This is a genomic window from Umezawaea sp. (genome assembly GCF_036375055.1).
Classification (GTDB): domain Bacteria; phylum Actinomycetota; class Actinomycetes; order Mycobacteriales; family Pseudonocardiaceae; genus Umezawaea.
The window spans coordinates 70,323-96,518 of record NZ_DASUSQ010000006.1 but is presented as its reverse complement, the minus strand read 5'-3'; the positions used below and the strand labels follow the sequence as shown (position 1 = coordinate 96,518).

Annotated in this window: 17 protein-coding genes; 3 read left to right on the top strand and 14 right to left on the bottom strand. The window is 73.4% G+C overall.

Going from position 1 to position 26,196, the window contains the following annotated elements; translation table 11 throughout:
* Positions 1-27: 27 nt before the first annotated feature.
* The 8 genes from VFZ92_RS02030 to VFZ92_RS01995 form a co-directional block, all read right to left on the bottom strand.
* The gene (locus tag VFZ92_RS02030; protein ID WP_414719786.1) at positions 28-3,996 is read right to left on the bottom strand and encodes a ThuA domain-containing protein; all 3,969 of its coding nucleotides are present in this window, start codon (positions 3,994-3,996) and stop codon (positions 28-30) included.
* A gap of 33 nt (positions 3,997-4,029) precedes the next feature.
* Positions 4,030-5,109: a multicopper oxidase domain-containing protein gene (locus VFZ92_RS02025; RefSeq protein WP_330873920.1), complete on the bottom strand. Its 1,080-nt coding sequence runs from the start codon at positions 5,107-5,109 to the stop codon at positions 4,030-4,032.
* Positions 5,110-5,441: 332 nt separating this feature from the next.
* Positions 5,442-6,158 (bottom strand): hypothetical protein, encoded by a 717-nt coding sequence (locus VFZ92_RS02020; protein ID WP_330873919.1) that lies wholly within the window; start codon positions 6,156-6,158, stop codon positions 5,442-5,444.
* Positions 6,159-6,296: 138 nt separating this feature from the next.
* Positions 6,297-7,211 (bottom strand): phosphorothioated DNA-binding restriction endonuclease, encoded by a 915-nt coding sequence (locus tag VFZ92_RS02015; protein WP_414719785.1) that lies wholly within the window; start codon positions 7,209-7,211, stop codon positions 6,297-6,299.
* 20 nt (positions 7,212-7,231) lie between these two features.
* The gene (locus tag VFZ92_RS02010) at positions 7,232-8,446 is read right to left on the bottom strand and encodes an acyl-CoA dehydrogenase family protein (RefSeq protein WP_330873917.1); all 1,215 of its coding nucleotides are present in this window, start codon (positions 8,444-8,446) and stop codon (positions 7,232-7,234) included.
* Between the two features lie 24 nt (positions 8,447-8,470).
* Positions 8,471-8,965 (bottom strand): flavin reductase family protein, encoded by a 495-nt coding sequence (locus tag VFZ92_RS02005; protein ID WP_330873916.1) that lies wholly within the window; start codon positions 8,963-8,965, stop codon positions 8,471-8,473.
* Positions 8,966-9,074: 109 nt separating this feature from the next.
* Positions 9,075-10,397, bottom strand: coding sequence for a PucR family transcriptional regulator (locus tag VFZ92_RS02000; protein WP_330873915.1), 1,323 nt, complete (start codon positions 10,395-10,397; stop codon positions 9,075-9,077).
* A 1-nt stretch (position 10,398) separates the two neighbouring features.
* Positions 10,399-11,067 (bottom strand): FMN-dependent NADH-azoreductase, encoded by a 669-nt coding sequence (locus VFZ92_RS01995; protein WP_330873914.1) that lies wholly within the window; start codon positions 11,065-11,067, stop codon positions 10,399-10,401.
* An 89-nt stretch (positions 11,068-11,156) separates the two neighbouring features.
* Here VFZ92_RS01995 and VFZ92_RS01990 point away from each other — a divergent pair, with 89 nt between their 5' ends.
* On the top strand, positions 11,157-11,684 hold the full coding sequence (locus VFZ92_RS01990) for a MarR family winged helix-turn-helix transcriptional regulator (protein WP_330873913.1): 528 nt from the start codon (positions 11,157-11,159) through the stop codon (positions 11,682-11,684).
* On the opposite strand, the gene VFZ92_RS01985 is transcribed toward VFZ92_RS01990, so the two are convergent.
* A complete protein-coding gene (locus tag VFZ92_RS01985; protein WP_330873912.1) occupies positions 11,663-12,550 on the bottom strand; it encodes a helix-turn-helix transcriptional regulator in 888 nt (295 codons plus the stop codon). The genes VFZ92_RS01990 and VFZ92_RS01985 overlap by 22 nt on opposite strands.
* 195 nt (positions 12,551-12,745) lie before the next feature.
* On the opposite strand from VFZ92_RS01985, the gene VFZ92_RS01980 reads away from it, so the two are divergent.
* On the top strand, positions 12,746-13,441 hold the full coding sequence (locus VFZ92_RS01980; protein ID WP_330873911.1) for a type 1 glutamine amidotransferase domain-containing protein: 696 nt from the start codon (positions 12,746-12,748) through the stop codon (positions 13,439-13,441).
* 49 nt (positions 13,442-13,490) lie between these two features.
* On the opposite strand, the gene VFZ92_RS01975 is transcribed toward VFZ92_RS01980, so the two are convergent.
* From VFZ92_RS01975 to VFZ92_RS01955, 5 genes are all read right to left on the bottom strand, one after another.
* Positions 13,491-14,510 carry a hypothetical protein gene (locus VFZ92_RS01975; RefSeq protein WP_330873910.1) on the bottom strand — a complete coding sequence of 340 codons (1,020 nt, stop codon included), beginning with the start codon at positions 14,508-14,510 and terminating at the stop codon, positions 13,491-13,493.
* Between the two features lie 91 nt (positions 14,511-14,601).
* Positions 14,602-17,307: a LuxR C-terminal-related transcriptional regulator gene (locus VFZ92_RS01970; RefSeq protein WP_330873909.1), complete on the bottom strand. Its 2,706-nt coding sequence runs from the start codon at positions 17,305-17,307 to the stop codon at positions 14,602-14,604.
* Entirely contained in the window at positions 17,291-20,029 is a 2,739-nt protein-coding gene (locus tag VFZ92_RS01965; protein ID WP_330873908.1) for an AAA family ATPase, read from the bottom strand. Before VFZ92_RS01965 ends, VFZ92_RS01970 begins: the two co-directional genes overlap by 17 nt.
* Positions 20,030-20,088: 59 nt before the next feature.
* Positions 20,089-22,587 carry a LuxR C-terminal-related transcriptional regulator gene (locus VFZ92_RS01960; protein ID WP_330873907.1) on the bottom strand — a complete coding sequence of 833 codons (2,499 nt, stop codon included), beginning with the start codon at positions 22,585-22,587 and terminating at the stop codon, positions 20,089-20,091.
* 843 nt (positions 22,588-23,430) lie between these two features.
* Entirely contained in the window at positions 23,431-24,426 is a 996-nt protein-coding gene (locus VFZ92_RS01955) for a clavaminate synthase family protein (protein ID WP_330873906.1), read from the bottom strand.
* 371 nt (positions 24,427-24,797) lie between these two features.
* Here VFZ92_RS01955 and VFZ92_RS01950 point away from each other — a divergent pair, with 371 nt between their 5' ends.
* Positions 24,798-26,186: a condensation domain-containing protein gene (locus VFZ92_RS01950; protein WP_330873905.1), complete on the top strand. Its 1,389-nt coding sequence runs from the start codon at positions 24,798-24,800 to the stop codon at positions 26,184-26,186.
* The last annotated feature ends 10 nt before the right edge of the window (positions 26,187-26,196 follow it).

Here is a 26,196-nt window from a genome sequence, read left to right as displayed (position 1 = left end):
CGGGGCGCACCGACCGGCCGTGGACCACTACAGCGACCGCACTCGGATGTTGCGGAAATCGATCACATCGTTGGTGCCGTGGTTCTGGAGCCCGAGGAAGCCCTCGGTGAACTGCCGCAGATCCGTCGGCGGGTCGCCCGCGCGGGAGGACTGCTTGCCCGGCGTGTTGTCGAACTCGTTGATCACCACGCCGTTGCGGATCATCGTGTAGTGCTGGCCGACGACCTTGATCTCGTAGTCGTTCCAGACGGCCTTCGGGGTCGCGCCCGCCTGCGGCAGCTCCCGCGGGTCGAAGTTGTAGACCGACCCGGTCTTCTGCGGCTCACCGGTCTCACCGTCGTAGATCTGGATCTCGTGGCCGCAGAAGATCGCGACCCAGGCCGGCGAGGTCCTGGCCGACCCCGTGGTCCCGCAGCTACCCGGTGGACGCTGGTCGAGCGGGATGCGCGGATCGGGGAACCTCGTGAACACACCGCTGTTGGCGCGGGTGCCCTCCGGTGACACGTCGCGGAACTGCAACCGCACCGAGAAGTCGCCGAACTGCCTACCCGTGAAGTACAGCATCCCCAGTCCGCCCGAGGACCGCAGCGAGCCGTCGGGCTGGATCGAGAACGACCCGCTCGGCGCCTGCACCCAGGGCCGCAGCGACTGCGCCGTGCCGTCGAAGATCGGCTCGTACCCGGTGTTGCCCGGCCTGCCGACGTCCGAGCCCGCCGCGGCGCGGACCACGGCGCCGTTCTCCCGGCCCGTGATCACACCGTCGGCCTGCAACCGGTCGACGACCGCCGTGACGTGGCGGACGAAGGCGCCGTGGTCCGGCCACGCGCTCTCGTCGTCGATCAGGTCGTTGATCGTGCACCCGCCGCCCACGGTCTTGTTGGCGACACCGGAGTCCGAACCGCCCAACCACACCACGTCGCGGTCGTCGGGAACGGCGCAGCCGACGTTCACGGCCACCGGCACCACGCTGGTCTCCCCGTCCGCGTAGGTCACGGTGAGCTTGGCCTGGTAGTTCCCGACCCGTGCGTAGGTGTGGCGCGGGTCGGCCTCGGTCGACGACGTGCCGTCGCCGAAGTCCCAGCGGTGGGAGGCACCGCCGGACCGGGAGCCGGTGAAGCCGATGGTGAGCGGCTTGTTCTGCACCTCGACCGACGTCGCGGCGGGCGCGGGTGTCTTCGCCCCGCCCTGGTAGGTGATCCGGATCAGCTTCTGGTTCGGGTGCAGGGTGAAGAAGCCCCCGCCGTAGTCGAGCAGGTAGAGCGCGCCGTCCTTGCCGAACTTCGCGTCCATCCAGCTCTGCAACCTGTCGTTGCCGTTGCCGCTGGGGATGATCGAGCGCAGCGACTCGGCGAACACCGGCGGGGCCGCGGTCGGGACGCCCGCCGGGTCGACGGTCACGGCGATCCGGTTGGCGGCGTTGGCCTGGTCACCGATGAACCACTTGTCGTCCCAGTACTCCGGCCAGGCGACACCGCTGCCGGTGTCCACCAGCTCCCGGTGGTAGGTGGGACCCGACATGACCGCCTGGCCGCCACCGCGCAGGTACGGCTGCGTGTAGGTCGCGTCGGCCGCCTTGTACGTCGGGATGCCGCTGCCGTCGGGGCGTTCCGGGAACACCGGGCCGCCACCGTCCGGCGAGTACCAGATCATGTTGTCCTTGACCGGCGGCAGGTCGACCAGACCGGTGTTGCGCGGCGACTCGTTCTTCGGGGCGTCGCAGTCGTACCAGCCGGTCAGCTTCGTGGCGTCGGTGGTGCTCCGGTCGCGGTAGGGCTGCCTGTTGCCCATGCAGTAGGGCCAGCCGTGGTTGCCCGCCTCGGTGATGATCGTGGCGGTCTCGTACTTGGCGGGCCCCAGGTCCGCGCTCGGCGCGGACGCGTCCGGGCCGACCCAGGCGGCGGTCAGCCACTGGGTGGTCGGGTCGATCTGGAGGCGCGAGATGTTGCGCACGCCCATCACGTAGATCTCCGCGCGGGTCTTCTCCGTGCCCGGCGGGAACAGGTTGCCCTGCGGGATCGTGTACGTGCCGTCCGGCTCCGGGTGGATCCGGATGATCTTGCCGTTCAGGTCGTTGGTGTTCCCCGCCGTGCGACGGGCGTCCTGGAAGGACAGTCCCTGCCAGTCGGCCGTCCAGTTGTTGCCGGAGTAGCCCGAGGAGCCCTGGGAGGAGTTGCTGTCGCCGGACCCGACGTACAGGTTGCCCTTGGCGTCGAAGGCCATGCCGCCGCCCGCGTGGCAGCAGCTGTGCTGCTGGACCTCCCACTGGAGCAGGTCCTTGCGGGTGGCGAGGTCGATCGTCTGCGCGGTCCGGTCGTAGGTGAGCCGGGAAACGGTCCGCTTGCCGGTCCGCTTCTCGCGGTCGACGGTGTCCTGCGGCATCCAGTAGACGTAGAGCCAGCCGTTCTCGGCGAACTTCGGGTCGGGCACGATGCCGAGCAGGCCCTCCTCGTTCTTGACCAGTTCCGAACCGCTGCCCCGGTTGCCCATCACGGGCAGGGTCGCCAGCAGCGACACCGTCCTGGTCTCGGGCTTGAACTGGTGGATCGTGCCGCAGCCGAGGCCCACCTTCGGGTCGGCCCAGTCGACGACCGGACCGGTCGGGCAGGCGCCCTTGCCGACGTAGAAGATCGTGCCGTCCGGGGCGACGGTCAGGCCGTGCGGCTCACCGATCTGGTCGAGCTGCCCGGTCTGGTTGGCCGCGGTCAGCCGCTCGACCTTGTAGTTCGAGGCGATGGTGGCCTGGCAGTCGCCGCGCACCACGCCGGTCGTCCACTGGAGGGCTCCGGTCAGGTGCTCGCGGAACGCGTCCTCGCGGTAGCTGTCCTCGGTGTGGCCCATGCCGGTGTAGAAGGACCGCCCGCCCTCGTAGTCGCGGCACCAGGAGATCGGGTGGAACGGCCCGTTGGCCCCCTGGCCGGGGTCGTAGTGGCGTTCCTCGACCTGGGCGACGGTGTGCACCGTCCCGATCGGGTTCGGTTCCCAGTTGTACCAGCGGTCGGAGCGCGTGATGGTGAGCGGCAGGTCCTTGGTGGCCGGGTGCTGCCGGTCCAGGACGTTCACCACGGACTGGCGCACCTCCGGGATCGGCGGCGGACCGCCCCCCGCGAACAGCCGCAGGTCGGCGAGCTGCACCAGCGGCTCACCGGAGTTGGCCGTGATGTTGAGCCGGTAGTGCTGGAACGACCGCGGCTCCGCGATGGTGAACGTCTTGGCCTGCAAGCGTTCCGGGAACGTCTGGCCGGTCCGGCGGTCCAGGTCGGTCCAGGTCGTGCCGTCCGCGGAGCCCTGGAGCGTCCAGTCCTTCGGGTCGCGGCCCTGGGTGTCGTTGGCCGACGTGAGGGAGTAGCTCGCCACCTCGGCGGCGGCGCGCAGCCGGTAGGCCACCCAGCCCGTCGGGGTCCGGGTGAGCCACTTGGTGGCCGGGTTGCCGTCGGTCAGCTTCTCCTTGGTCTCGTTCGGCGCGTTCTCGCCGCTCGCCGTCACCGACTCCACGATCGGGTCGGGGCCGACGGGGCGGGTGCCGATCAGACCGGTGAACCAGCTCGACTGGTCCTGCGCCTTGGCCGCGTCGGCCACGCCGAGGAACCCGCCACCCGCCTTCATGTAGTCCCGCAGCACGGCTTCCTGGTCGGCGTCGAGGGCAGCGCCCTGCGCCGACAGGAACACCACACCGCGGTACCGGGCGAGGTTGTCGGCGGTGAACGCGGCGGGGTCGGACGACTGGTCCACCCCGATGCCGTTCGCCGCGCCGATCTCCCTGATCGTCTCGACCGCCCGGCCGACCGGGTCGAGCTGGTCTGCGGCGGCGCCGTGGAAGACCAGGACGGACACCGACGTCGCGGCGGCCACGGCGTCGGGCACCGGTGACGGCTCGGCACGGCCGGCGGACGCGGGGGTCAGCGATCCACCGATCAGGGCCACCACGGCGGTGATCGTCAGCAGTGCGTTCCTACCCGTTCTCCGGCGAGATCCGCGCGGAGAGGTCGTTGGCCCCATCCCTCACTCCTTTGCCGTGGCCGGGCCACGAGGTCATCCTGATGGCGGGTGTTGGTGCTGCCCCTGCGCGTCGGCCGGGACCTGCGTCGGCACCGGCTCGGGAGTCGCCGTGGCCGCGGTGCCGTGGGCGTGCCCGCGGAAGCGGTCGATCGCCTCCTGCGCGCCGGGCGGCATGCTGCCGTCGGCCGCGCGCACGAGGAAGATCCCGGACATCCCGGTCTCCGAGTGGGTCTGCACGTGGCAGTGGTACATCCACGCGCCGGGTCCGACGCCCTCGCCCGCGAGGACCTGGAACCCGAACGAGCCGCCGGGGTTGAGGTCCTTGTTGTCGATCACCTGGCTGGGGTCGGTCGGGCCCTCGAGCATCCCGGTGCGGTTGTCGGCCCACCGGTGCGCGTGCAGGTGGAAGGTGTGGAACTGGTTGCCGTGGCCGATCGCGATCCACTCCACCCGCTGGCCGAGGTTCGCCTCGAAGATCGGCGTGTTCGGCGCGACCTGGTTGTTGATGGACATCTCGTTGAACACGACGGTGAACTGCTCGTCCGGCAGGATGTCGCCGCGACGGCGCACCACCAGCGCGCCGTACAGGCCCCTGGCGATGCCCAGGGTGCCGTGGTCGGTGCCCATGGCGTGGTCGTGGTAATGCCAGTAGCCGGCACTGCCCGGCATCCACCGGCGCCCCGACGCGAGGAACATCTCGCGCGAGCGCCAAATGTAGGTCCGGGTTTCTCCCGGATTGTTGAATGAGGCGTTGAGCGGGCTTCCGTCGGAGTCGACGCTGTAGTCCACTCCATGGGGGTGGATCGACATTCGCCGGTCGGTGTTGTTGACGAGGGTGATTTCGAGCGTGTCGCCCTCGTAGATCTCCAGGATCGGTCCGGGGATTGTCGCCTTGCCCGGTTCGAGACCATAGCCGTACAGGTTGCCGGGCAGTGCTTCCGCGTACATGGTGATCTTCCGGACCGTGCCCGTCCGCGCGCTCGCGGAATCGCTGGGCGCCGCGGCGCCCAGCGTCAGGGCCACCGGTGTGGCCAGGGCCGCCGTGCCGGTGGCCAGCACCGCTCGGCGGGAGACCAGGGTGGTGAACCAACCGGGCCGGGAGCGTTCGTCCATCGTTCTCCATCCGGGTCGACTGGAATCGGTTCAGAACGGAACTCCACGTCCGCGAACCGGGACGACTGCATGAGGGCACGGTGAACCGCAATTGCCTGTATAAGCATTTCCGCTCTCGTGGAACCGTCCTCGGGACAGTTGTCCACGTTGTTCAGCCGCGCTTCCGCGCGGTGGGACTTTGTTCTTCTTCCGCCTCTACCATTGGCAACTTATGCATGTTTTCGACGAAAGTGAAGGGCCAAGTGGCCCAATGGACCGGACAGCCTTTGTCATAACGCTGAGCGTCCGGCCGCGGAGCGGGTTCACATTTCGGGTGGACGGCACCGCTCCGGTCACCGGGCGGTGAAGTCGATGCTCACCTTCGCGCCGGTGCCCCGGTCCTGGGCCGTCACCGTGTAGGTGCCGGGGTGGTGGATGCCGTCGTGGCCGGGGGCGTCGCCGAACCACTCGAAGTCGACCCGCGCGTAGCCCGAGGCGTCCGCCTGCGCGCCACCGCTGTACACCAGGTTGCAGGGACCGCTGGACAGCCTGGGGCAGACGCCGCCGGACGCGGCCGGGTCCGCGATCTCGACGTCGACGAACGTGTCGACGCCGCCGTCCGAGGTCTCGATCAGGATGGTCCTCGGGGTCCCCGCGGCGAACTCGCCGGGGCTCAGGGAGAGCTGGAAGTTCTTGACGGCGTCGGTGGTCGTGGTGGTCGCCGGTGGGGCTCCGGGATCGGCGGCGGGCTGCTGCCGGGCGGGAGGCCTTCCCTCGGTCGTGCCGTCCACGGGCGCCGGTCCCCCGGTCGAGGTCGGGCCGGGGTCGGAGCCGGACGGCTGCGGCGCGCCCGCGTCGGGGGTGCCCGCGCCGGACGTGCCCGCGGTGGCCGGGGGCGGCGCCACCGAGGACGTCCCCCGCGAGTCGAACAGGTCGGGGAGGTCCTTGCCGGTGAGGAAGCCGACCAGGCCCGTCACGTCGGCCAGGAAGCCCAGTGCCGCGAGCACCACGGCCACGACCGCCGTCCTGCGCACCGCCCTGGCCGCGGCGGACGGATCACCCTCACCCACGGCGGCTCCCCGATCTTCGACGGGCCAGGACCGGGAGCCGCACGCCGCGGCGTGCGGGTCCACCTCGCGCCGCGCGCTCCACCCGGCGACCCTATGTCATCCCCCACCGGAAGGAGCCGGGTTTCCGCTCGGCTCGCCTCAGGTGGTCAGCGCCGGGCCCTTGAACACCTGCTCGGAGTGCCAGTCGACGTGCACGGCCGCGGGCGGGGTGGTGCCGGGCCTCGGTCGCAGCGGCCGACCGTGCAGGTCGTAGACGACCTTCCCGGCAGGGGTTCGGCTGGTGTACCTGGCCGACACCGCGATCCGCAGGTCGTCGGCGAGACCGAGGACGCCGCGGTCGAACAGCTTGTGGTGCAGGGAGCACAGCGCCAGACCGTTGTCCGGCTCGTCGGGCCCGCCGAAGGTGAACCACCGCACGTGGGCGGCCTCCACACCGACCACCGCCGCACCGAGCTGCCCGTCGAAACCGCAGAAGGCGCACTGCCGGTCCCACGCCTCCAGGACGGCGGCGGGCCAGGACCCGCTGCGGTGGCGCCGGAGCGGTTCCCGGCCCGCCGCGCCGAGGACCACGTCGGGGTCCAGACCGACCGCGGCCAGCACGTCCGGCGCGACGGTCGGCGGGAACTCGGCCTCGACAAGGAGCCTCGCCGCCGAGGCGGCGAGGTCCGCGTTCCGCAGGGCTTCCTCCAGCAGCGGTTCCAACCGGCCGACGACCGCGCCCGCCGCGAGCGGACGCACCCGGTCCATCGGCACGTCCCGGTCCAGCGTCCAGATCCCGTCCGACCGCAGCCGGGTGAACGGGTACGCCGCGCTCTGCGCCGGCTGCGTGGAGGACGGCGGCCCGTAGTCCCGGATCAGGTCGGCCAGCTTCTCGACGGCGGTCGCCCAGGGCACCTCGCTCGTCCCCGTGGCCGACAGCCGCCCCAGGGCGAGCAGCACCAGCAGCGGCTTGTGCGGCGACCTCGTCCCACCGGCGCGGTGCGACCGCAGCGAGGACAGCCGAGCCAGCACCTCGTCCTGGGACACCACGCGCTCCGCCACGCCGTGAATCATGACCGATCGCCCGGCACGGCCTACACCAGCGCGGTCACCGTGCCCCTGATGCCGAACAGCGACTTGCCGTAGACCTCGGCCGCCACCTCGGGGTTGAGGACGGCGTGGCGGCTGCCGGTCTCGACGTCGCGCCAGACGCGCTGCAACGGGTTCGACTCGCCGAAGGTCGACGCGCCCTGGGCCGAGCAGACGAGGCGGACGGCCTCGCGGGCGTGGACGACGGCCATCCCGGCGTCCATCCGCATCCGGGCACGGGCGTCGTAGTCGGGGAACACCCCGGACCGCGCGGCCTCGTCGAGGTCGGCCGCCGCGCGGTAGGCGTGCAGCTGGGCGGAGTCGGCGAGGGACGCCGCGTTGCCCGCGGCGATCTGGACGGTGGGCGCCTGCGCCTGGGTGGCGTAGTCGGTCATGGTCAGCCCGCGCCGCGGTGCCCGGTCCGCCAGGACGTCGACGGCTGCCGCGGCCAGCCCGAGGTGGGGCCCGGTCAGCACGACCGCCGCGACCGGGACGAACGGCGCCCGGTAGAGCGCCTCGTCGGTGAAGGGGGTGGCGTAGCGGCCCTCGACGGCGTCGGGGACGGAGTGGAAGCGGTGCGCGGGCACGAAGACGTCCTCGCCGACGAGGGTGTTCGACGCGGTGCCGCGCAGACCGGTCACGAACCAGGTGTCCTCGACGGTCAGCTCCGACATCGGCGCGAGCACGATGCCGACGGCGTCCGCCGTGCCCTCGGCGTCCGGCCGGACGACCCCGAGCACCGCCCAGTCGGCGTGCGCGCACCCCGACGCGGGAGCCCAGCGCCCGCTGACCCGGTACCCGCCCTCGACCGCGTGCGCGGTGCCCGCGGGGGTCACGACACCGGCGACGCGGGCGTCGGGGGTCGTGCCCCAGACGTCGTCCTGCGCCAGCGCGGGGAAGAGGCCGACGAACCACGCGCTGGCGTTGAGCAGCGAGGTCACCCAGGCGGTGGAGCCGCAGGCCCGCCCCAGCTCGCGGGTGACCTCCAGCAGCGTGCGGAAGTCGGTTTGCCGACCGCCGTAGCGCGCGGGCCGCGTCAGCGACAGCAGACCCGCGGCGGCGAGGGCCCTGACGTTCTCCTCGGGCACACCGCGGTCGCGGTCGGTCGCCGCGGCGTTGTCCGCCAGCAGCGGGCGGAGCGCGGCGGCGCGCTCGACGAGGTCGACCCGCAGCGTGCGCGCGGCGTCGGTGGTGCTGGGGGCGTCCATGGTGATGCTCATCGTCGTCTCTCCGGGGGTGGGGGTTCAGCTGGCGGCGGCGAGGAGGGAGTGCGTGCCGAAGACGCGGCGCGCGTAGACCAGCGGGGCGACGGGGGTCGACTCGGCCTCCTCGACGCGCACGACGAGCAGGACGTGGTCGCCGCCGTCCACGTGGCGCTCCACCCGTCCGGCCGTCCAGCCCGCGGACTCCGGCAGGTGGGGCACTCCGGAGCGGAGCGTCCAGGCGACACCGTCGAACTTCAGCCCCGGCCCCCGGCGCCCGCGGGCGAACGTCGAGGCCAGCTCCTGCTGGTGGGCACCGAGGATGTTCACCCCCACCCGGTCGCCCGGCCGGAGGTGGACCAGCAGGCCCGATGCGCGGTCGAGGGCGAAGCTCACCAGCGGCGGGTCGAGCGAGAGGGAGGCGAAGCTCGACACGGTGCTGCCGTGCGGCCGTCCGTCGGCGGTGGTCGCCGTCACCACGGTGACCGGGGCGCACACCCCGCTCATCAGCTCGACGAAGGTCTCTCGGTCGATCATGGTTGTCTCCAGGTGCGATCGGGTTCGACACCACCGAGTAGACGCCCGCTCCCCCGGCAGGCGCTCGGTCCGCCGGCACGGGGTTCCGCCGCCCCGTTGGGCTTCCGGCTCAATCCCCGTCGCGGGGCAGCAGGACGGCGTCCCCGAGCTCCTCGGCGAGCGCGAGCGCGGTGTGGAGGCTGGAGCGGCGGTCGGTCAGGTCGCGCCCCAGCACCTCCTGGGCCCGCTTCACGCGGTAGGTGACGGTCCCCCTGGCCACGTGCAGGCGGCGGGCGACGTCGCCGAGGCCGCGTTCCGCGTCGAGGTAGTGGTAGAGCGTGGTCCGCAGCGCCTCCACCGGCGCCGTGCGGGCGGCCAGCCCACCGAGTTCGCGGCGCACGAACTCACCGGCCGCGACGAGGTCCGCGGTGGCGAGCGCGACCGCGGCGACGTCGGCGTAGGCCGTGGCCCGCCGCGGCTCCCGCCCGGCCCGGCGGCGCAGCAGCTCGACCTCCCGGCCCCGCTCGGCCTCGCGGTGGGAGCGGCGGAAGCCCGCGACGCCGTCGGCGGGCGTGCCGAAGGACGCGTGGACCTCGTGCCGGGCCAGCACGTCCACGACGGACTCCCACGAACCGGTCCGGCCCGCGCCGCCGCCCCACGCCCACAACCGCCCCGCCGCCACGGGCACGACCAGCGTCGTGGTGGCGCCCCTGGCCCGCAGCGCCTCGACCGCCGCGGCCCTCAGCCCGCCGTTGGACGCGTCGGACCACACCACGGCCGCCTCGTGGGTCCGCCGCAGGTCGTGGCCGAGGACGCGCGAGGCCTCCTCGGCGTCCACGGTGGACTCCCCGCCCACCAGTGAGCGCACGACGTCCGCCCGCGCGGCGGCGAGGCTGGTGGTCCACACCTCGTGCTCCGCGAAGTAGGTGCGGACCATCGTGTCGGAGAGGTCGTCGACGTAGGAGAACAGCTCGCGGGAGACCGCCGTGACCTCGTCGACCGCGACCTCCGGGTCGGCCAGTTCGGCGCAGGCCCGCAGGAACGCCTCGGCGGTCGCCGCGTGCCCGGCGCGGACGCCCCGCAGCACCTGGTCGAGCGGCACGGCCCGGTGGACCAGCTCGCGGATGCCGCCCAGGGTCGCCTCGTCGGCGGGCGGGGCCGACGCCCGGCCCTCCGCCAGGGTGAGCAGCGCCCGCAGGGTCGTCGCCTCGTTGCCCCGGCGGAGCACCTCGACCGCGTCCGGGCCGTCGCCGAGGGCGGGCACCTCGTCCACGATCCGGCGCACGACCGCGGCGCTCACCTCGACCGCCCACCGGGCGGGGCCCGCGCCGACCCGCGCGACGATCGCGCGCGGGCACGCCGCCCGGTCGAGGTCCACCTCGCCGCGCGGGCCCAGCCGGGCGATCCAGGCCCGCCGCACGTCAGCCCGCGACGAGGGCTCAGCCCGCGGCACGTCAGCCCGCGGCGAGGGCTTTGCCCGCGGCGAGGGCTTTGCCCGCGGCACGGGCGGCCTCGTGGGCGGTGGCCTTCAGCCGGGCGCCGAGGTCGGCGAACCGGTCCAGCTCCGGCTTGAGGCCGACGAGGGTGAACTCCCGTTCGACCACCGTGAGGTCGGCTCCCCAGGCGTCGGCGAGGATCCGGCGCAGGTACGGGGTGCTGTGGTCCCAGCCCTCCTTCGGGGTGCCCGCGGCGTAGCTGCCGCCCCTGGTGCTGAGCAGCACGACCGGCTTGCCCTCCAGGACGCGGTCGGCCGCCGTGCCCCCGGCGACCACCGCCCCGGCGATCACCAGGTCGATCCAGCTCTTCACGTGGGAGGACACGCCCCAGTTGTAGAGGGGGAACGCGAGCACGACGGCGTCGGCGGAGACCAGTTCGCCGTGCAACTCCCGTGCCAGGGCGTCGGCCGCCCTCTGCGTGGCGTCGCGCTGGTCGACGGGGGTGTTGTGCGCGGCGTCCACGGCCACGGCCCACGCGTCCGGGGGCAGCGGGTGGGTGCCCAGGTGACGGGTCACGACCTGCTCGTCCGGTCGTTCGGCGGCCCACTCGGCCACCACCAGGTCGGCCAGTTCCGCGCTGGCCGAGATCGGGCCGAGGATGCTCGCGTCGATGCGCAAGAGGGTCACGGGGATGCTCCTGACTGATTGAACGTTCAACTCGCGGCGCTGATGCTGCCACGTTCGAGTTGAATGTTCAATCCGCTAGGCTGCGCGCTGTGAGTGAGGACCCCCACTGGCTGACACCGACGCAGCTCTACGCCTGGATGCAGCTGACGGGCGCGATCACGCAGCTCCCCTCGGTGATCGACGCCCAGCTGCGCCGCGACTCCGGGCTGAACTTCTTCGAGTACTCGATCCTGGCCGGCCTGTCCGGCGCACCGCGGCGGGCGATGAAGATGGCCACGCTGGCGCAGATGGCCAACGGCTCCCAGTCCCGCCTGTCCCACGCCGTGAGCCGCCTGGAGAAGGGGGGCTGGGTCGAGCGGCGCACCTGCCCGGAGGGCTCCCGCTCGGTCGAGGCCGTCCTCACCGAGGAGGGCGTCCGGAAGATCACCGAAGCCGCCCCGTCCCACGTGCGGGAGGTGCGGCGCATGGTCGTCGACCCGCTCACCGACGAGGAGCTGGCCCAGCTGCGGAACGCCCTGCGCAAGATCATGCTGGTCGCCTCGCCGGAGGCGGTCCGCCTCCTCGACGACACGTTCGCCGAGACCACGGCGAGCGGTCAGTCCTCGGTGGACCGCTGATCGCCCGCGGGCCCCACCGGGACGCCGGGGCCGGTCCAGCTCGCGAGGAGTTCCAGCGCCCGCCGCGAGGGTGATCCCGGTTCGGTGGTGTAGACGAACAGGGTCGTGTCCGGATCACCCGGCGGGCTCAGGGACTCGTACTCCACGGTCAGCTCCCCTACGAGGGGGTGGCGCAGGCGCTTGGAACCGTGCGTGCGCTGGTGCACCCGGTGCTGCTCCCACCACTGGTCGAACTCCCGGCTGCGGTCGCGCAGCTCGGCGACGAGGGCGACCGTGGCGCGGTCGTAGGGGTCCCGGCCGATCTCGAACCGCAGGCTCTCGACGGCGGCGCGGGCCTGGTCCGGCCAGTCCACGAACAGCGACCGGGCCCGCTCGTCGAGGAACATCCAGTGCGCGTAGTTGCGCTCCCGGAGCGGGAGCCGGTCGAAGTCGGCGAACAGCGCACCGGCCATCCGGTTGGCGGCCAGCACGTCGGTGCGGCGCCCCAGGACGAGCGCGGGCTCGCCGTCGAGGGAGTCCAGCAGCTGGTAGAGCCCAGGACGCACCCGCTGGACGCTCGACGCCCGCCGGGGGGCCGACGCCGCCGGGAGCCCGATGAGGTCCTCCAGGTGCGTGCGCCCCGCCGCGTCGAGCCCGAGCGCGCGGCCGATCGCCTCGACCACCGCCGCGGAGGGCGTGATGCGCCTGCCCTGTTCGAGACGGGCGTAGTAGTCCGCGGACACCCCGGCCAGCAGCGCGACCTCCTCGCGCCGCAGGCCGGGCACGCGCCGCACCCGCCCGTCGGGCGGCAGGCCCGCCCGTGACGGGTCGACCTGGCCACGGGCCCGGCGCAGGAAGTCGGCGAGTTCGCGGTTGGTTCCGGCCACGCACCCGATTGTCCCCGATCCCGCCCGGTCGTGAGTGGCCCTCCGAGTCCTGGTCGGCTGCGTCCGAGGTCGCGCAGGGCCCGAGATGCGCGTCCACGGCCCGGTCCTCCGGTCCAGGCTTGAACTGGCCGGAACCGCGGCCCCGACCGCGGACGCCACCGACCTCCCCACCCGACCGCACGAAGGGACCCGCTCGTGAGCAAGATCCTCATCATCATGTCCGCCGCCGACACCTGGGAGCGCACCGACGGCTCGCGGTACCCGACCGGCTACTGGGCCGAGGAGGTGGCGGCACCGCACGAGAAGTTCGTCGAGGCCGGGTTCACCGTCGACTTCGCCTCCCCCGGCGGCGTGCTCCAGCCGCTCGACGCGCACAGCGCCGACCCCGCCGTCGCCGGACCGGACTGCGCCCACCACGTCGCGCACGCAGAACGGGCACTGCGCGAGTTCGGCCCTCTGCTCAAGCTCGACGAGGTCGACGTCGCCGACTACGTCGCGGTGGTCCTGCCCGGCGGCCACGGCCCCGTGGTCGACCTCCACCAGGACCCGGACCTCGGCAGGCTGCTCACCGCGGCGGACGCGTCGGGCACGCTGATCGGCGCCGTCTGCCACGGCCCGGCGGGCCTGCTGTCCGCCGTCGACCCCGAGGGCCGGTGGCTGTTCGCCGGACGGCGGATGGCGGCCTTCACCGACGAGGAGGAGCGGCTGTTCGGCACCGCGGACGGCGCACCGTGGCTGCTGGCGAGCAGGCTGCGCGAACGCGGGGCGCTGCACTCCGGCGGACCCGCCTACCAGGCGCACACCGTGTCGGACGGAACCCTGTTCACCGGCCAGAACCCCGCGTCCAGCGGGCCGCTGGCCGACGCCGTGATCGCCGCGCTCGCCGGGTAGCGCGGTCGGAGCGGATGTGCCGGGGACCGGCCCGGCGCACCCCGTCCGCTCAGGAACACCGGTAGTGCACGGGCAGGTGGTTCGGGTAGCTCCCCTCCCGACCCACCAGCGTGCGCTCGACATCGCTGATCGCCGCAAGCTGGAACGCCGCGGCCACCGACGGGAGCCGGTCCACCACGACGCCGTCGCGCCACAGCACCGTCCGCTGACCGCCGTCCACCAGCGCGTCACCTCCGACGACACCGCGACCGCCGATCGCCCTCGGGATCACGGCCTCGGTGGGGTAGGTGCGGACCAGCGCCCCCGCGCCGTTCCACTCGCTCACCGTGAAACCGTTGGGGTCCAGCAGGGTCCGTCCCACGACCCGGCCGTCGCGGATCGCCCACGGGTCGGCGTGGCCGTTCGCCGGGTGGGCCAGCGGGACCCACGTCCCGTCGGTGTTCCGGACGTACCCGCCCCCGGTCGTCGAACTGGTCGACGCGACGATCCGGAGCTGGTCGTCCACCGCGACCGGACGGGCGTCGGTCACGCCGGGGACGGGCAGTTCGCGGTAGGTCCCCGGCGCGGCGGCGGGCCACAGCACGACGACGCGCTGGTCTCCGGTGACCGCCTGCCCGACGACGTCCCCGCCGCTGGTGACCAGGCTCGCCCAGTAGCCGTCCCACGTGGACCTGCCGGGCAGCGGCGTGGCCGTCCCGAGCCGGTCGAAGGTGACGGCGACCCGCCGCGAGCCGACCACCTCGCTGCCGACCACCTCCCCGGCGGCGTTGACGTCGTCCATCACCGCCGTCTCGCTGGTGAGCCTCAGCACGAGCCGACCGTCGTCCCACACCGCCGCGCGGGTGTCGGTGTGGCGCCAGGTGCCCGCCACCCGGACCATCCGACTGGTGCTGCCCACCGCGACGCGCACGCCGTCGTAGCCGTGGACGGCCGAGGTGGTGGCCCCGGTCGGCACCTGCCACGCGGTGACCGAGCACGTCGCGGACTGGGCCTGTCCACCCGGCAGGAGCACCAGGCCGGACACCAGACCGGCGGTGGCCACCGCGCGCCACGTCCTACCCGTCCTCATGGGGAACCCCCTTCGCCGGAACCAGGATTCCCCGACCCTGCTCGGCCCGGCCGTCGTCCGGAAGCCGTTTCAGCCAGGAGTCGAACCGCGCTCACCCGGCGATGCCGATGACCTCGGCGAGGTCACCCCGCCCCCGGATGGCGAGCTTCCGGTAGGCGTTGGTGAGGTGCTTCTCCACGGACCTCAGGCTCACGCCGTACCGGGTGGCGATCTCCAGGTTCGTCCGCCCCTCGGCCGCGAGCCTCGCGACCCTCAACTCGGTCTTGGTCAACCCCGAGGCCGCCGCGGTGGGGTGCGGTCCCGGTGCGCCCGCCTGCCCGGCCGGGGTCGGGCCGACCAGCCCGGACGCCCCGCACGCCGCCGCGAGGCGGTGGCCGCGCGCCAGGTGCTCCTCGGCGCCCCGCCGGTCGGTCGCGCCGAGCAGCCCTCCCAACGACAGCGACGCCTTGGCCAGCTCCAGCGCGTTGCCCGAGTCCTCCAGCACGTCCACCGCCCGGCGGAGCGCCTCGACGCCGCGACCGCCGCCGACCAGCCGCCCGAACACCCGCAGCGCGCGGCCCCTCGCGGCCGGGGCGCCCCAGGCGTCCGCCCGCGCGCACGCCTCCTCGGCCAGGTCGACCGCCGCGTCGACGTCGCCCGCGCGCTCGTGCAGCACCACCGCCCAGAGCCGCCACGGGAACAGCGTGGGGTTGTGCCAGCCCGCGAGGTCCAGCTGCCTGCCGCAGTCGAGGAACAGCTCCAGCGCCGTCGCCGTGTCGCCGCCCGCCGCCACCACCGCCCCGCGCAGCATCCTCATCACCGCCGCCAGGCCGTTGTCGACGATGTTCTGCTCGTCGTAGCGGGCCAGCAGCCGCAGGCCCAGCTCCTCGTCACGGGCCTCCAGGGCCACCGCCCCCAGCACGCACAGGGACAGCGGGCCCGCCATGTTCCAGTCGAACGCGTCCGGCTCCAGCGCCGCCAGCGCCCGCGACCTGGCCTCCGCGATCCGACCGGAGTGCATCAGCACGAACGACCGCTCCACGCCGATGAAGTTCCGCTCGGTGGTCGCCCCCTGCTCCCGCGCGTGCTCCTCGGCCACGTCCAGCCACGACGACAGGCCGGTGAGCGAGTCGGCCGCCGCCAGGGTGGTGACCAGCTGCGGCATGGCGGTGTAGACGTGGGCGAGGGACGCGGGTTCGCGCGCCAGGATCGCGCCCGCCGCGGCGGCCACGTCCGACGCCCCGGCCCGCACCGCGATCGTGGTCGCGTGCAGCAGGACGGTGAGCAGTTCCCGTTCGGCCCCGGTCGCCACGCCCGGCGTGGGACCGAGCCCCCGCAGGCGCTCGACCGCCGCGTCGAGGCCGGTCTGCTCGCCGATGTCGGCGTGCCGCACCCTCGCCTCCATCCGGTGCGCGAGGTCGCGGTCGATGCCCACCAGCCCGTCCGGGCTCCCCAGTTCGTCGGCGAGGTCCCGGATCAGGTCCCGCACCGGCCGGGTGGCCGCGGCGAGCACGGACGGCGCCAGGCGGACCACGGCCGCCGCGCGCTCGCGGATCGACGTCAGCAGCGGGACGGCCTGGGAGATGTGCCGGACGGAGGCCGCGGTGTCGATGCCCCGCGTCGCCGTCGCCAGCTCCACCAGCAGCCGCCCCCGGTCCTCGCCGTCCACGGAGCTGTCCAGCAGCGCGCGTCTGAGGTAGCGGGCCGCCGTCTCGGGTGCGCGTCTGCGCAGGGCCGTGTCCGCGGCGGAGCGCAGGACCTCGATCGCGTGCGGCCCCTGCGGCGCGGTCACCAGCAGCAGCTGCGCCGCGACCTGCTCGGCCGGGAAACCGCGCACCCGCAGCAGTTCCGCCGCGCTCGCGTGGATCTTCTCGCGCTCCTCCACGGTCATCGTCCGCTGCACGGCCTCACGCACGACCCGGAGCATCGAGCCGGGGTGCCAGTCGGCGGCGAGCAGTCCCATCCGGCGCAGGGAGCGGAGCGCCTCGACGGCCCCGACGGGGTCCAGCCCCGCGAGCCGCGTGGCCAGTTCCTCGTCCGCGCCGTCGCCCAGCACCGCGATGGCCTTGGCGAGGGCGCGCACCGACTCCGGCTGCGCGCGCAGGGAGGAGGCCATCCAACCGCACAGCGACCTCGGCCGTGCCGAGCGGACCCTGTCCACGGCGTCCGCCAGCGGCCGGACCCCGCGGTTGGCCAGGTTCCGCAGCACCGTCCGCAGGATCGCCGGGTTGCCGCCGGTGCTCTCGTGGCAGGCCACGACGAACTCCTCGTCCGGGTCCGCGTCGAAGTGCTCGCGCACGAGCCGCCACGTCGCGGGCACCGACAGCGGAGGGGGCCGCAGCACGCTGGACGCCGCCGCGACCAGGTCCCGGACGAGCGGGACCTCCGCGCCGAGGTCGCCCTCCCGGATCGTGACGACGAGCAGCAGCCGCAGGCCGTACAGGCGTCTGGCGCAGCGGCCGAGCCACTTCAGGGACGCCTCGTCGGCCCACTGGAGGTCGTCGACCAGCAGCATCAGCGGCCGCTCCGCGGTGCTGACCCGGACCCACCGCTCCAGGCCCGCCGGGTCGTCGACGGGTGCCACCGCGCCGAGAAGCTGCCGCACCAGCCCGAGGTCGAAGTTCCTCTCCAGCACCGACGCGCTCGCCGAGAGCGCCCTGACCCCGAGCCCTGCGGCGATCTCGGGCAGGGCCGACAGCAGCGCCGACTTGCCGTTGCCGAGCGGGCCACCGACCACGAGCAGCGACCCGGCGCCCGACATGGCCCGCAGCAGGCCGTCGTTCACCTGACCGAACTCGGCTTCACGCTCCAACAGCATCGAGTCCACGTTCCTCCCCCACGAGTTCCAGCACCGGCCCCAGTTCGGCCCTCCCGGCGACGCCGACCTTGCGGTAGATGTTGGTCAGGTGCGCCTCGACCGTCCTCCTGGTCACGGACAGCCCCCGCGCGATGTCCGAATTGGACAGTCCTCGGGTGACCAGTCCGGCGACCCGCCGCTCCGACGGGGAGAGCACGGAGGTGATCCTCCCGCCCAGCTCGCGCACCCGACGGCCGAGCGGTCGCTCGCCGTGGACCGTCACCAGGTCGGTCACCTCGCGCAGCAGCGGCACGGCGTCCGCCGTCCTCCCGGTCTTGAGCTTGAGGTCGGCCAGCTCCGCGAGGGCGTGGGCGTACCTCATGCGCCACGGTGACCTCCGCAGCACCTGCACGGCCCGCGTGGTGAGCCGGACGGCGTCCACGTCGTCCCCGGCCATCCCCGCCCACAGCAGCGAGGCGCCGAGGACGCTCGGGGCGCCCCAGCGCTCGGCGAGCCGGACCTCCTCGTCCGCCAGCCTGATCGCCTCGTCGACCTCCCCGCACTCCCGGTGCGCGATGGCCGCCTGGGAGCGCCACGCCGCCACCGCCGGGTTCGTCCACTGCCGGGCCAGGAGCCTGCGCCCGCACTCGTGCAGGACCTCCAGCGCGACCCTGGGCTCGCCGGAGCGCAGGTGCACCATGCCCTTGACGAACAGCAGCGTGATCCACGCCGACCCCCGCTCGACCCCGCCCGGCCAGGCCACGTCGACCACCTTCCCGGCGCGGTCGAGCTGCCCGCCCTCCAGGAACGCCGTGGCCTGCACCGACACGATGTGCGGCTGCCGCATGGGGTGCCAGCTGCGCAGCGGCACGAGCGCGAGCGAGTCCTCCAGGTCGCCCACGGCCTGGTCCAGCAGCCCCTGGCGCAGGCGCAGCTCGGCCCGCACCACCAGAGCCCGCGCCATCACCGCGTGGGCGCGGCGGTTCCGCGCGGCGGTGACCACCTGGTCCAGCCCGGCCTCGGCCGCCTCCACGTCGTCGGTCAGCACCAGCGTCCGGCAGGCCTGGATCCGGGGCAGGATCAGCCGGTCCGGCCGGTCGTCGGCCAGCGCCGCCGACGCCAGCGCCCTCGCGCCCGCCCGGTCCTTCCCCTCGACCAGCACCTCCCACGCCGCCACTCCCGCGCGGTCCGGGTCCGGCGGGCGCTCCGGCAGTTCGGAGACCGCGGGCTGCCTCATCTCGGGCGCGTCGTGCGGGGCGTCCTCGGCCAGCCAGTACAGGGAGTTCAGCGCGGCGCGCTCGGACTCGGCGATGCCCGGCCGGTCGCACACCTCGATCACCGCGCGCTGGAGCGCGTCCACGTCCCCCCTGGCCAGCAGCAGGTCCGCGGCCTGGAGCCGGAGCCCCTCGGCCCTCGGACCGCGGGTGCCGACCAGGACGCCGCTGAGCCTGCGGTCGCTGGAGTCCGGCAGGTCGGCCGTCTCCGCCACGGCCAGCTCGATCTCCAGGCGGGCCCGGCGCAGGTCGCCCATCGGCTCGCGCAGCGCCCGCGCCAGCAGTTCGGCCGCGGCCCGGTGGTCACCGCGCGCCGCGCTCCGACCGGCCTCGCACCACAGCGCCCACACCGCCCAGTCGGCGCCGATCCGACGCGCGCCGAGCAGCATCCTGGCCAGGCCCTCGTCGGCGATCCCGGCCCGGTAGCCCAGTTCCGCGGCCCTGGCGTACAGCTCCTCCCGCTGCCGCACCGTCATGCCCGCGAGCACCCGCTCCACGCCGACCGCGTCGGCCAGCCGCGGCGCCCGCTCGTCGACCACCAGCCCCGCGCCCATCAGCCTGCCGACCGCCTGCGAGGGAGGTGTGCCGCGCAGTCCGGCCAGCGCGCAGACCAGGTCGAAGTCGATGTCCTGGCCGCCGACGGCGATGGCGCGCAGCAGCTCGACCACCTCACCGGGCAGCCCGTCGAGCAGGTGCGCGATCTGGTCGCCCCGGACGTCCTCGGCGCGCGAGCAGAGTTCGTCGACGTGGTCGGTCAGGGGCGACAGGCCCGCGCGGACGACGTCGTCGAGCGCCGCGTGCAGCACCGACGGGTTGCCCCCGGTGGCCAGCACCGCCCCGGCGACGAAGCAGTCCGGCACGGCCTCGCCCTGCCGCGCCTCGATGAGGGTCCGCACGCCCTCCGCGGACAGCGGGGCGAGGTCGAGCGGGCGCAGCGGCACGGTGCCCGCCGAGCGGGTGACCCGGTGCCAGGAGGGGTTCAGGGGCTCGCCCGTGGTGAGCACCACGGCCAGCGGCGCGCCCGCCATCCTGCGGACCAGCACCTGCAACCAGGCCTCGGACTGCTCGTCGATCCACTGCACGTCGTCGACCAGGAGCAGCAGCGGCCGGTCGGCGTTCCGGTCGAGGAAGCTCCCGCACAGCGCCGGGATCGACTCCGCGTCGGCGGGTCCGGGCGTCGAGGCGCCGGGGTCGAGCTGGGCGACCAGGCCGAAGGGGTGGTCGGCCTCCGACCACGAGCAGTGGCCCATCGCGACCCGGCAGCCGTTGTGCCGCGCGTACGCGCCCGCCCACCGGATCAGCGCGCTGCGGCCTAGACCGGTCCGGCCGCGCACGACGACCGCGGAAGGCCTGCCGGACAGCGCGTCCGCCACCGATCCGCACAGCACCGCGAGTTCGGCGTCCCGCTCGACCAGCAGGTGGTCCGCGCCCAACCGGGGGAGGTGGCGACCAGGTGGCTTGCTCTTCACGGCGTTCCCTTCGACGGTGCCGGGCGGACATCGTTGTCGAGACGGTCCGGGTGGGCGGTTCAGATGGGCAGGCGGTCGCCGGGATCGCTCCGCAGCGCCGCCTTCAGGTGCGGTCTGCCCGTCACCCCGAGCTTGCGGTAGGTGCTCGTCAGGTGGGTCTCCACCGTGCGGACCGAGACGACGAGCGACTCCGCTATGGCCCGGTTGGACATGCCGGTCGCGGCCATCGTGGCGACCTTCCGCTCGCTCTCCGTCAGCGCGTCCGCGCGGCCGACGACGAACGGCCCCATCCGGCCGCCCGCCGCGGCGAGGTGGTCGCGGGCCTGGACGGCGAGGCGCCAGTAGCCGCAGCCCGCCGCCGTGTCGACCGCCCGGCGCAGGTGCCTGCGCGCGCCCTTGACGTCGTCGACCGCCAGCCGCGCCCGGCCGAGCAGGAACTCGGACCTGGCCAGCAGCAGCCGGGCGGGTGAGGTCTCCAGCAGGTCGACCGCCTCCTCCAGGAGCGCCGTCCCCCTCCGTCCCGGCGTCACGACCCCGCGCGCCAGCAGGCTCTGCGCGACGCTCTGCGGTGTCCTCCAGTGCCGGGTCAGCTCCTCGCACCGCTCGACGACCTCAGCGGCCTGCCGCGGCCTGCCCAGCTCCACGAGCACGCAGGCCGCGTGCGACCACCACGGCACGAGCACCGGGTTGACGATGCCCGCCTCGTCGAGCAGGCGACCGCACGCCAGCAGGTCGGCCAGCGCCGCCTCCCGGTCGCCCCGCGCCACGGCGATCTCCGCCCTGGTCATCAGGAACCGGGGGTGGTCGCAGACCGGCTGGGGCAGGCTCGCCAGCGAGACGCCGTCCAGCGCCTCCCTGGCGCCCTCCGCGTCGTTCTGCTTGACCAGGATGGACGCCAGCGCGATCCGCGGTCTCGCCGCGTGGCCCTCCCACTTCTCCCGACCGGCCATCCGCACGGCGACCCGCGCGTCCACCGCCGCCTCGTTGAGCCTGCCCACCTCGGCCCACGCGGTCGACCGCATCGCCAGCGCCGCGTAGTGCAGCGACACCTCACCGCGCCGCCTGCCCGCCTCGACGACCACGTCCAGCGCGTCGAACGCGTCGGGGAACTCGTCCGCGAGGAGCAGCACCTCGGCCGAGGTGAGGAACGACAGCCCGTCGAGCTCCACCTGCCGGAGCCGCAGCGCCTGCCGCGCGTTCGCCACCGCCGAGTCGACGGAACCCCCGCTGCTCGCGGAGACCAGGCCGAGCACCCCGAGCAGGCGGCGTTCGGCCTTCGTGTCGCCCGCCGGTGCCCGCACGCGCAGGTCCTTGACCGCGGCGAAGGTGGACTTCTCCGCCATGCAGGTCATCAGGAGCGCGGTCTTGACCATCGAGAGCAGGTCCCGGTCGGCCGCGCCCGGCGACTCGCCGAGTTCGGCGTGCAGGGCCTCCAGCACCCCGTCGAGCACCTCGACGCCGTCACCCGCGCGCTGGACCGCGACGGAGGCCTGCGCGAACCGCGCGGCCACCCGCGCGCGGACGCGCACGTCCGACGCCATCCGCAGCGTCTCCCGCAGCAGGCGCACGGCCGCCGCGGGGTCGGTCTGGCAGAGCGCGTCGGCCAGCTCGACCCTGACCTCGACGTCGCAGGGGTCGACCGCCAGCACGGCCTGGAGGAAGCGCGCCGCGTCGCCGACGTCGGCGCGGTTCGCGGCGTCGCGCAGGGTGTCGACCATCCACCGCTCGTCCAGGCGGGGCAGCGCCACCAGCTGCTCCGCGACCCGCTCGGCCGGGTACCCGGCGTCGTTGAGCAGCCGGGCGGCGCGGGTCCTCAGGTCGGCCAGCTCCTCCGGCGACAACCCGTCGAGGGCGGAGTCGTCGCGGGGCAGGCCGGTCTTCGTGAGCAGCTTGTTCCGGCGCAGGTCCTCGACCGCGGACGCCACCTGCCGCGCGGGGAGCCCCGCCAGCGCGCCGACCAGCTCGGGCCCGACGGGACCGAGCACGGTGACGGCCCTGGCGACGGCCCGGCCCGCCGCGGACTGGTGGTCCAGTTCGGTGCCGGAGGGCAGCGGTTCCAGGTCGAGGGTGCGGCAACGCTCGTGCGCGACGAGGTCGGCCAGCAGCGCCTCCGCCCTGACGGGCTCGCCCGCGCGCTCGGTCAGCAGGAGCACCAGGGGCAGCCGCAGGGACAGCCGCAGCAGGAGTTCCACCCAGCGCAGCGAGCGCGAGTCGCACCGCTGCACCTCCTCCAGCACGATCACCAGCGGGCGGTCGTTCAGGAGGCTGATGGCGAGCTGGTGCAGCCAGTCCGGCTTGAGCGCCGACGACGGCAGGCCGAGTGGGTCGAAGAGGGTGCGCACCGCGTCGAACTGGGCACCGGACTGCTCGCACGTCGTGCGCAGCACCATGGCGTCGTCGCACCACGGCCCGGCCAGGACCTCGTCGAGCAGGCGGGCCTTCCCGATCCCGGCCGGACCGCGCAGCAGCACCGCCTGCGCCTGCCCCTCCCGAGCAGACACCATCCGATCGGCCACCACCTCGAGCTCCCAACCTCGGCCAACCGGGATGACGGACACGGCTTCCCTCCACTGAACACAAAGCGAACAAACCCGCTCTACCACCGGGTTCGGAGCGACAAAGCACACAATAGCGGTCAACGCTCATTCGCTGGACAATCATCCCGCTATCCGGCCCCGCGAACTAGCCACTTCTTGACGCTCCACAGGCAATCTGGAACAATCGTGGCGAATCGAGTCCGGATGCGGCACAGACTTACCGCCCAAAAGGCCAACGCCGGTTGCGCCCGTCGTCGTCGAAGTGAACTCCGCACGATGCGAGTTCCGAGTAAACACGGCTGCCGATTCCAAGTCAACCCGCTGAACAGCCAGTATGCCCTGATTCCAGGTGCCGTGAAATAACTGTGGCGGGCGCGGGCCACCCCACAAAGGCTTCACACTTTGCCGGAAAGCGCCTGTCACCAGTGCGGATCCCGAACGCGGACCACACCTCTCGACCGAATGCCGAATGGACGATCCGTCTCACTTGGAAGAGTCGGGTAACGTTCAAGAGCATCAGAGAACATGAAAAACATTCACCCGCTTTGTCAGGGTGATCCTAACCGATAGACGCCCACCTGTGGGGCGTATCGCGGGGTATCCACGCGGTTGTCGAGGATCTGCCGAATCCGGCGGGAACGCGTACGTGAAAGGGCTGATCAGCCCCCGCGACCCCTGTCCGCGCGACGCTGTCCGCACGACCCGGCCCGCGACGGCACGACCGTGCCGGTTCGGTGGCCAAGATTCGCCGGCACCGACAGGCGCGCCAGGTTCCCGGAACCGGTACCGCGCACAGCGAAGGGCCCGCGTGCTCGTCGAACCGGTCGACGAGCACGCGGGCCCGTGGCACTCCCGCGACGGCGATCAGGTCAGGACGTCGCCACCCCCGGCGCGGGCGGGCCGCGACCGCCGGGGATCGAGCTGGACGTAGGCGCGCTGCAACCAGCGGTCCTGCCCGTCGTAGCGCGGGTGGAACGAGGTCCGGCCGTGCAGGGCCAGCCGGTTGTCCACGACCGCGAGGTCGCCGGGCTGGAGGATGAACGTGCGCCGCACCTGGTCGAGCGCCTCGCGCAGCTGGTCGAGCGCGGTCGCCGCCACGACGTCCACCGGGTCCGTCGCCGCGAAGTCGACCCGGATGTTCGGGTCCTCCGGGTCGCCCTCCAGCACCGGGCGCGGTCCCGCCGAGGGGACGGTGTCGCCGAAGGACGGGGGCGGGCTCGTCACGAACCTGGGCTGGCCGAGCACCTCGCGGATCTGGTCGGGCAGCAGCTCGACCGCGCGCCGGACGCTCGCGGTGCGCAGCCCCGCGACGTTGTCGTGGTCGTTGCGCAGGCAGATCAGCGCGACGAAGTCCGGGCTGTGCTCGTGGAACGCGTTCTCGGTGTGCATCTTGAGGGTGACCGACCCCGCGTTGCCCTGGAAGTCCTCCTTCCCCGGCACGGGGACGACGTCCTGGACCAGCGCGCCGCCCTTCTCCTGGCGGAACGCGACCACGTCGCCGATCTGGGAGCAGGCCAGCACCAGCGCGCTCGCGGGCTCGGTCGGCCTGCGCTGCACGGAACCCGCGACGTTCGGGGTCGGCACCGCGTCCGGCCCCATGACCGGCAGGCCCCGCACGAGCAGGACGCCCTCCGCGCCGGGGTCCCGGCGGAACTGGCGCAGCGCCTCGCGCAGCCCCAGCGGCAGCTGGTTCGACAGCTCGCGCGCCTGGTCCACCCACTCCGCCGTGTCGATCGCGGCGTCCGGTTCGATGGTGAGGCTCGCCGCGAGCCTGCGGACCACCTGTCGATCGCTCTTGGTCAGCACGTGGGCGCTCACGTCGTCGAGCAGCGCGCTCCGGCCGTTCAGTTGACTCGTCATGGGTATCCACCCTGGACAGGGCTCCAGGCCGCCACATCGCCCATGTTGTCAGCGACGGTGGCGCGAACCGGCCGGCCCGCACCGGAGTAGCACGATGGGCGATGTGGACCCGGCGAGCTGCCGAGATCGTTGTCACCGCCCGGCCAGTCGGGCAGTCGGCGGTGGCGTCCGATGCCCCGCCCGGATCCCAAGGTGGTGGACCTCGTGAACAACAACAACCTCAACAACTCGAACAACAACAACCTGAACAACCTGAACAACAACGTGAACGCGAACAACAACAACAGCTGAAGTCGCTGAAGCACCGAACTCGTTGCGCGGGAGCCGTTGCGGCGCAACGAGTTCGGTCTTCCCACCCGGAGGTCGTCATCGTGGAATGCCCGTTGTCCGTCGGCCAGGAGGCGCTGTGGTTCATCCACCGCATGGCGCCCGAGAGCGCGGTCTACAACGTCGCGTGGCCGATGCGGGTCCACACGCCGGTGGACGTGTCCGTGCTCGCGAGGGCGACGGCGCTGGCCGCCGACCGCCACGACGTGCTGCGCTCGGTCTTCACCGAGGTGGAGGGTCTGCCGAGGCGGATCACCAGCGACAGCGGGATGTTCGCCCTCGACGTGCGCGACGTGCCCGGCGTCGACGACGAGGAGCTGCTGCGGCTCGTCCGCGAGGAGGTGGCGCGCCCGTTCCGGCTCCAGGCAGGCCCGCCGTGCAGGCTCGTGCTGCTGCGGGTGTCGGCCGACGACGCCGCGCTCGTGTTCGTGTCGCACCACATCGCGATGGACCTCCCGTCGGTCGTGCTGGTGCTCCAGACCGTCCTCGACGCCTACCAGGCGCTGCTGGCGGGCGGACTGCCCCGCTGGGAGCCGCTCGTCCACACCTACGCGGACTTCGTCGCGAAGGAGAGGGCGGTGCTCGACTCGCGGCGGGCCGAGGCGCTGGTGGGCCACTGGCGCGAGGTCTGCGCCGGGGCGCCGCCCGTGCTCGACCTGCCGACCGATCGGCCCCGCCCCGCGCACCAGCGGTTCCGGGGTGCCTCCTACGACCTCCAGCTCCCCGACGACGTGGTGGCCGGGCTCGTCCCCGCCGCGCGGGCGAACCGGGTGACCCCGGTCCGGCACCTGCTCGCGGTGTTCCAGACGCTGCTCTACCGCCACACGCAGCAGCAGGACTTCGTCCTCGGCTGCGCGGCCACGTCGAGCTTCGGCTTCGACCGCAAGGGCGTCGCGGGCTTCTACGTGAACTCGATCCCGCTGCGCGCGCGGTGCGGCCCCACGACGACCTTCCGCGAGGTCACCACCGAGGTGAACCGCCAGCTCAACACGGGCATGGCGCACGCGGACTACCCGTTCGCCCTGCTGCCGAAGGCGCTCGACCTCCCCCGCCTGCCCGGCACCAGCCCGCTGTTCCAGGTGCTGGTGAGCATGGTCTCGGTAGGACGGTCGCGCTCGCTGATGGAGATGGCCGCGGGCGGCCACGGGGCCGGGATGGACTACGCCGGGCTGCGGCTGTCCGCCATCGCCGTGGGGCAGCAGGAGGGCCAGTTCGACCTGACCCTGGAGGTCATCCGCACCCTCACCTCGGTGCGCTGCGACTTCAAGTACGACACCGATCTCTTCGACGGGGCCACGGTGCGGAGGCTGGCGGACCACTTCGTGCGGCTGCTGCGCGCCGCCGCGGCCGACCCGGACCACCGCGTGGTGGACGTCCCGCTGACCGACGACGCCGAACGCGCCCGTCTCCTGGCCTTCGCGACCGGCCGCTGACACTTCAGGA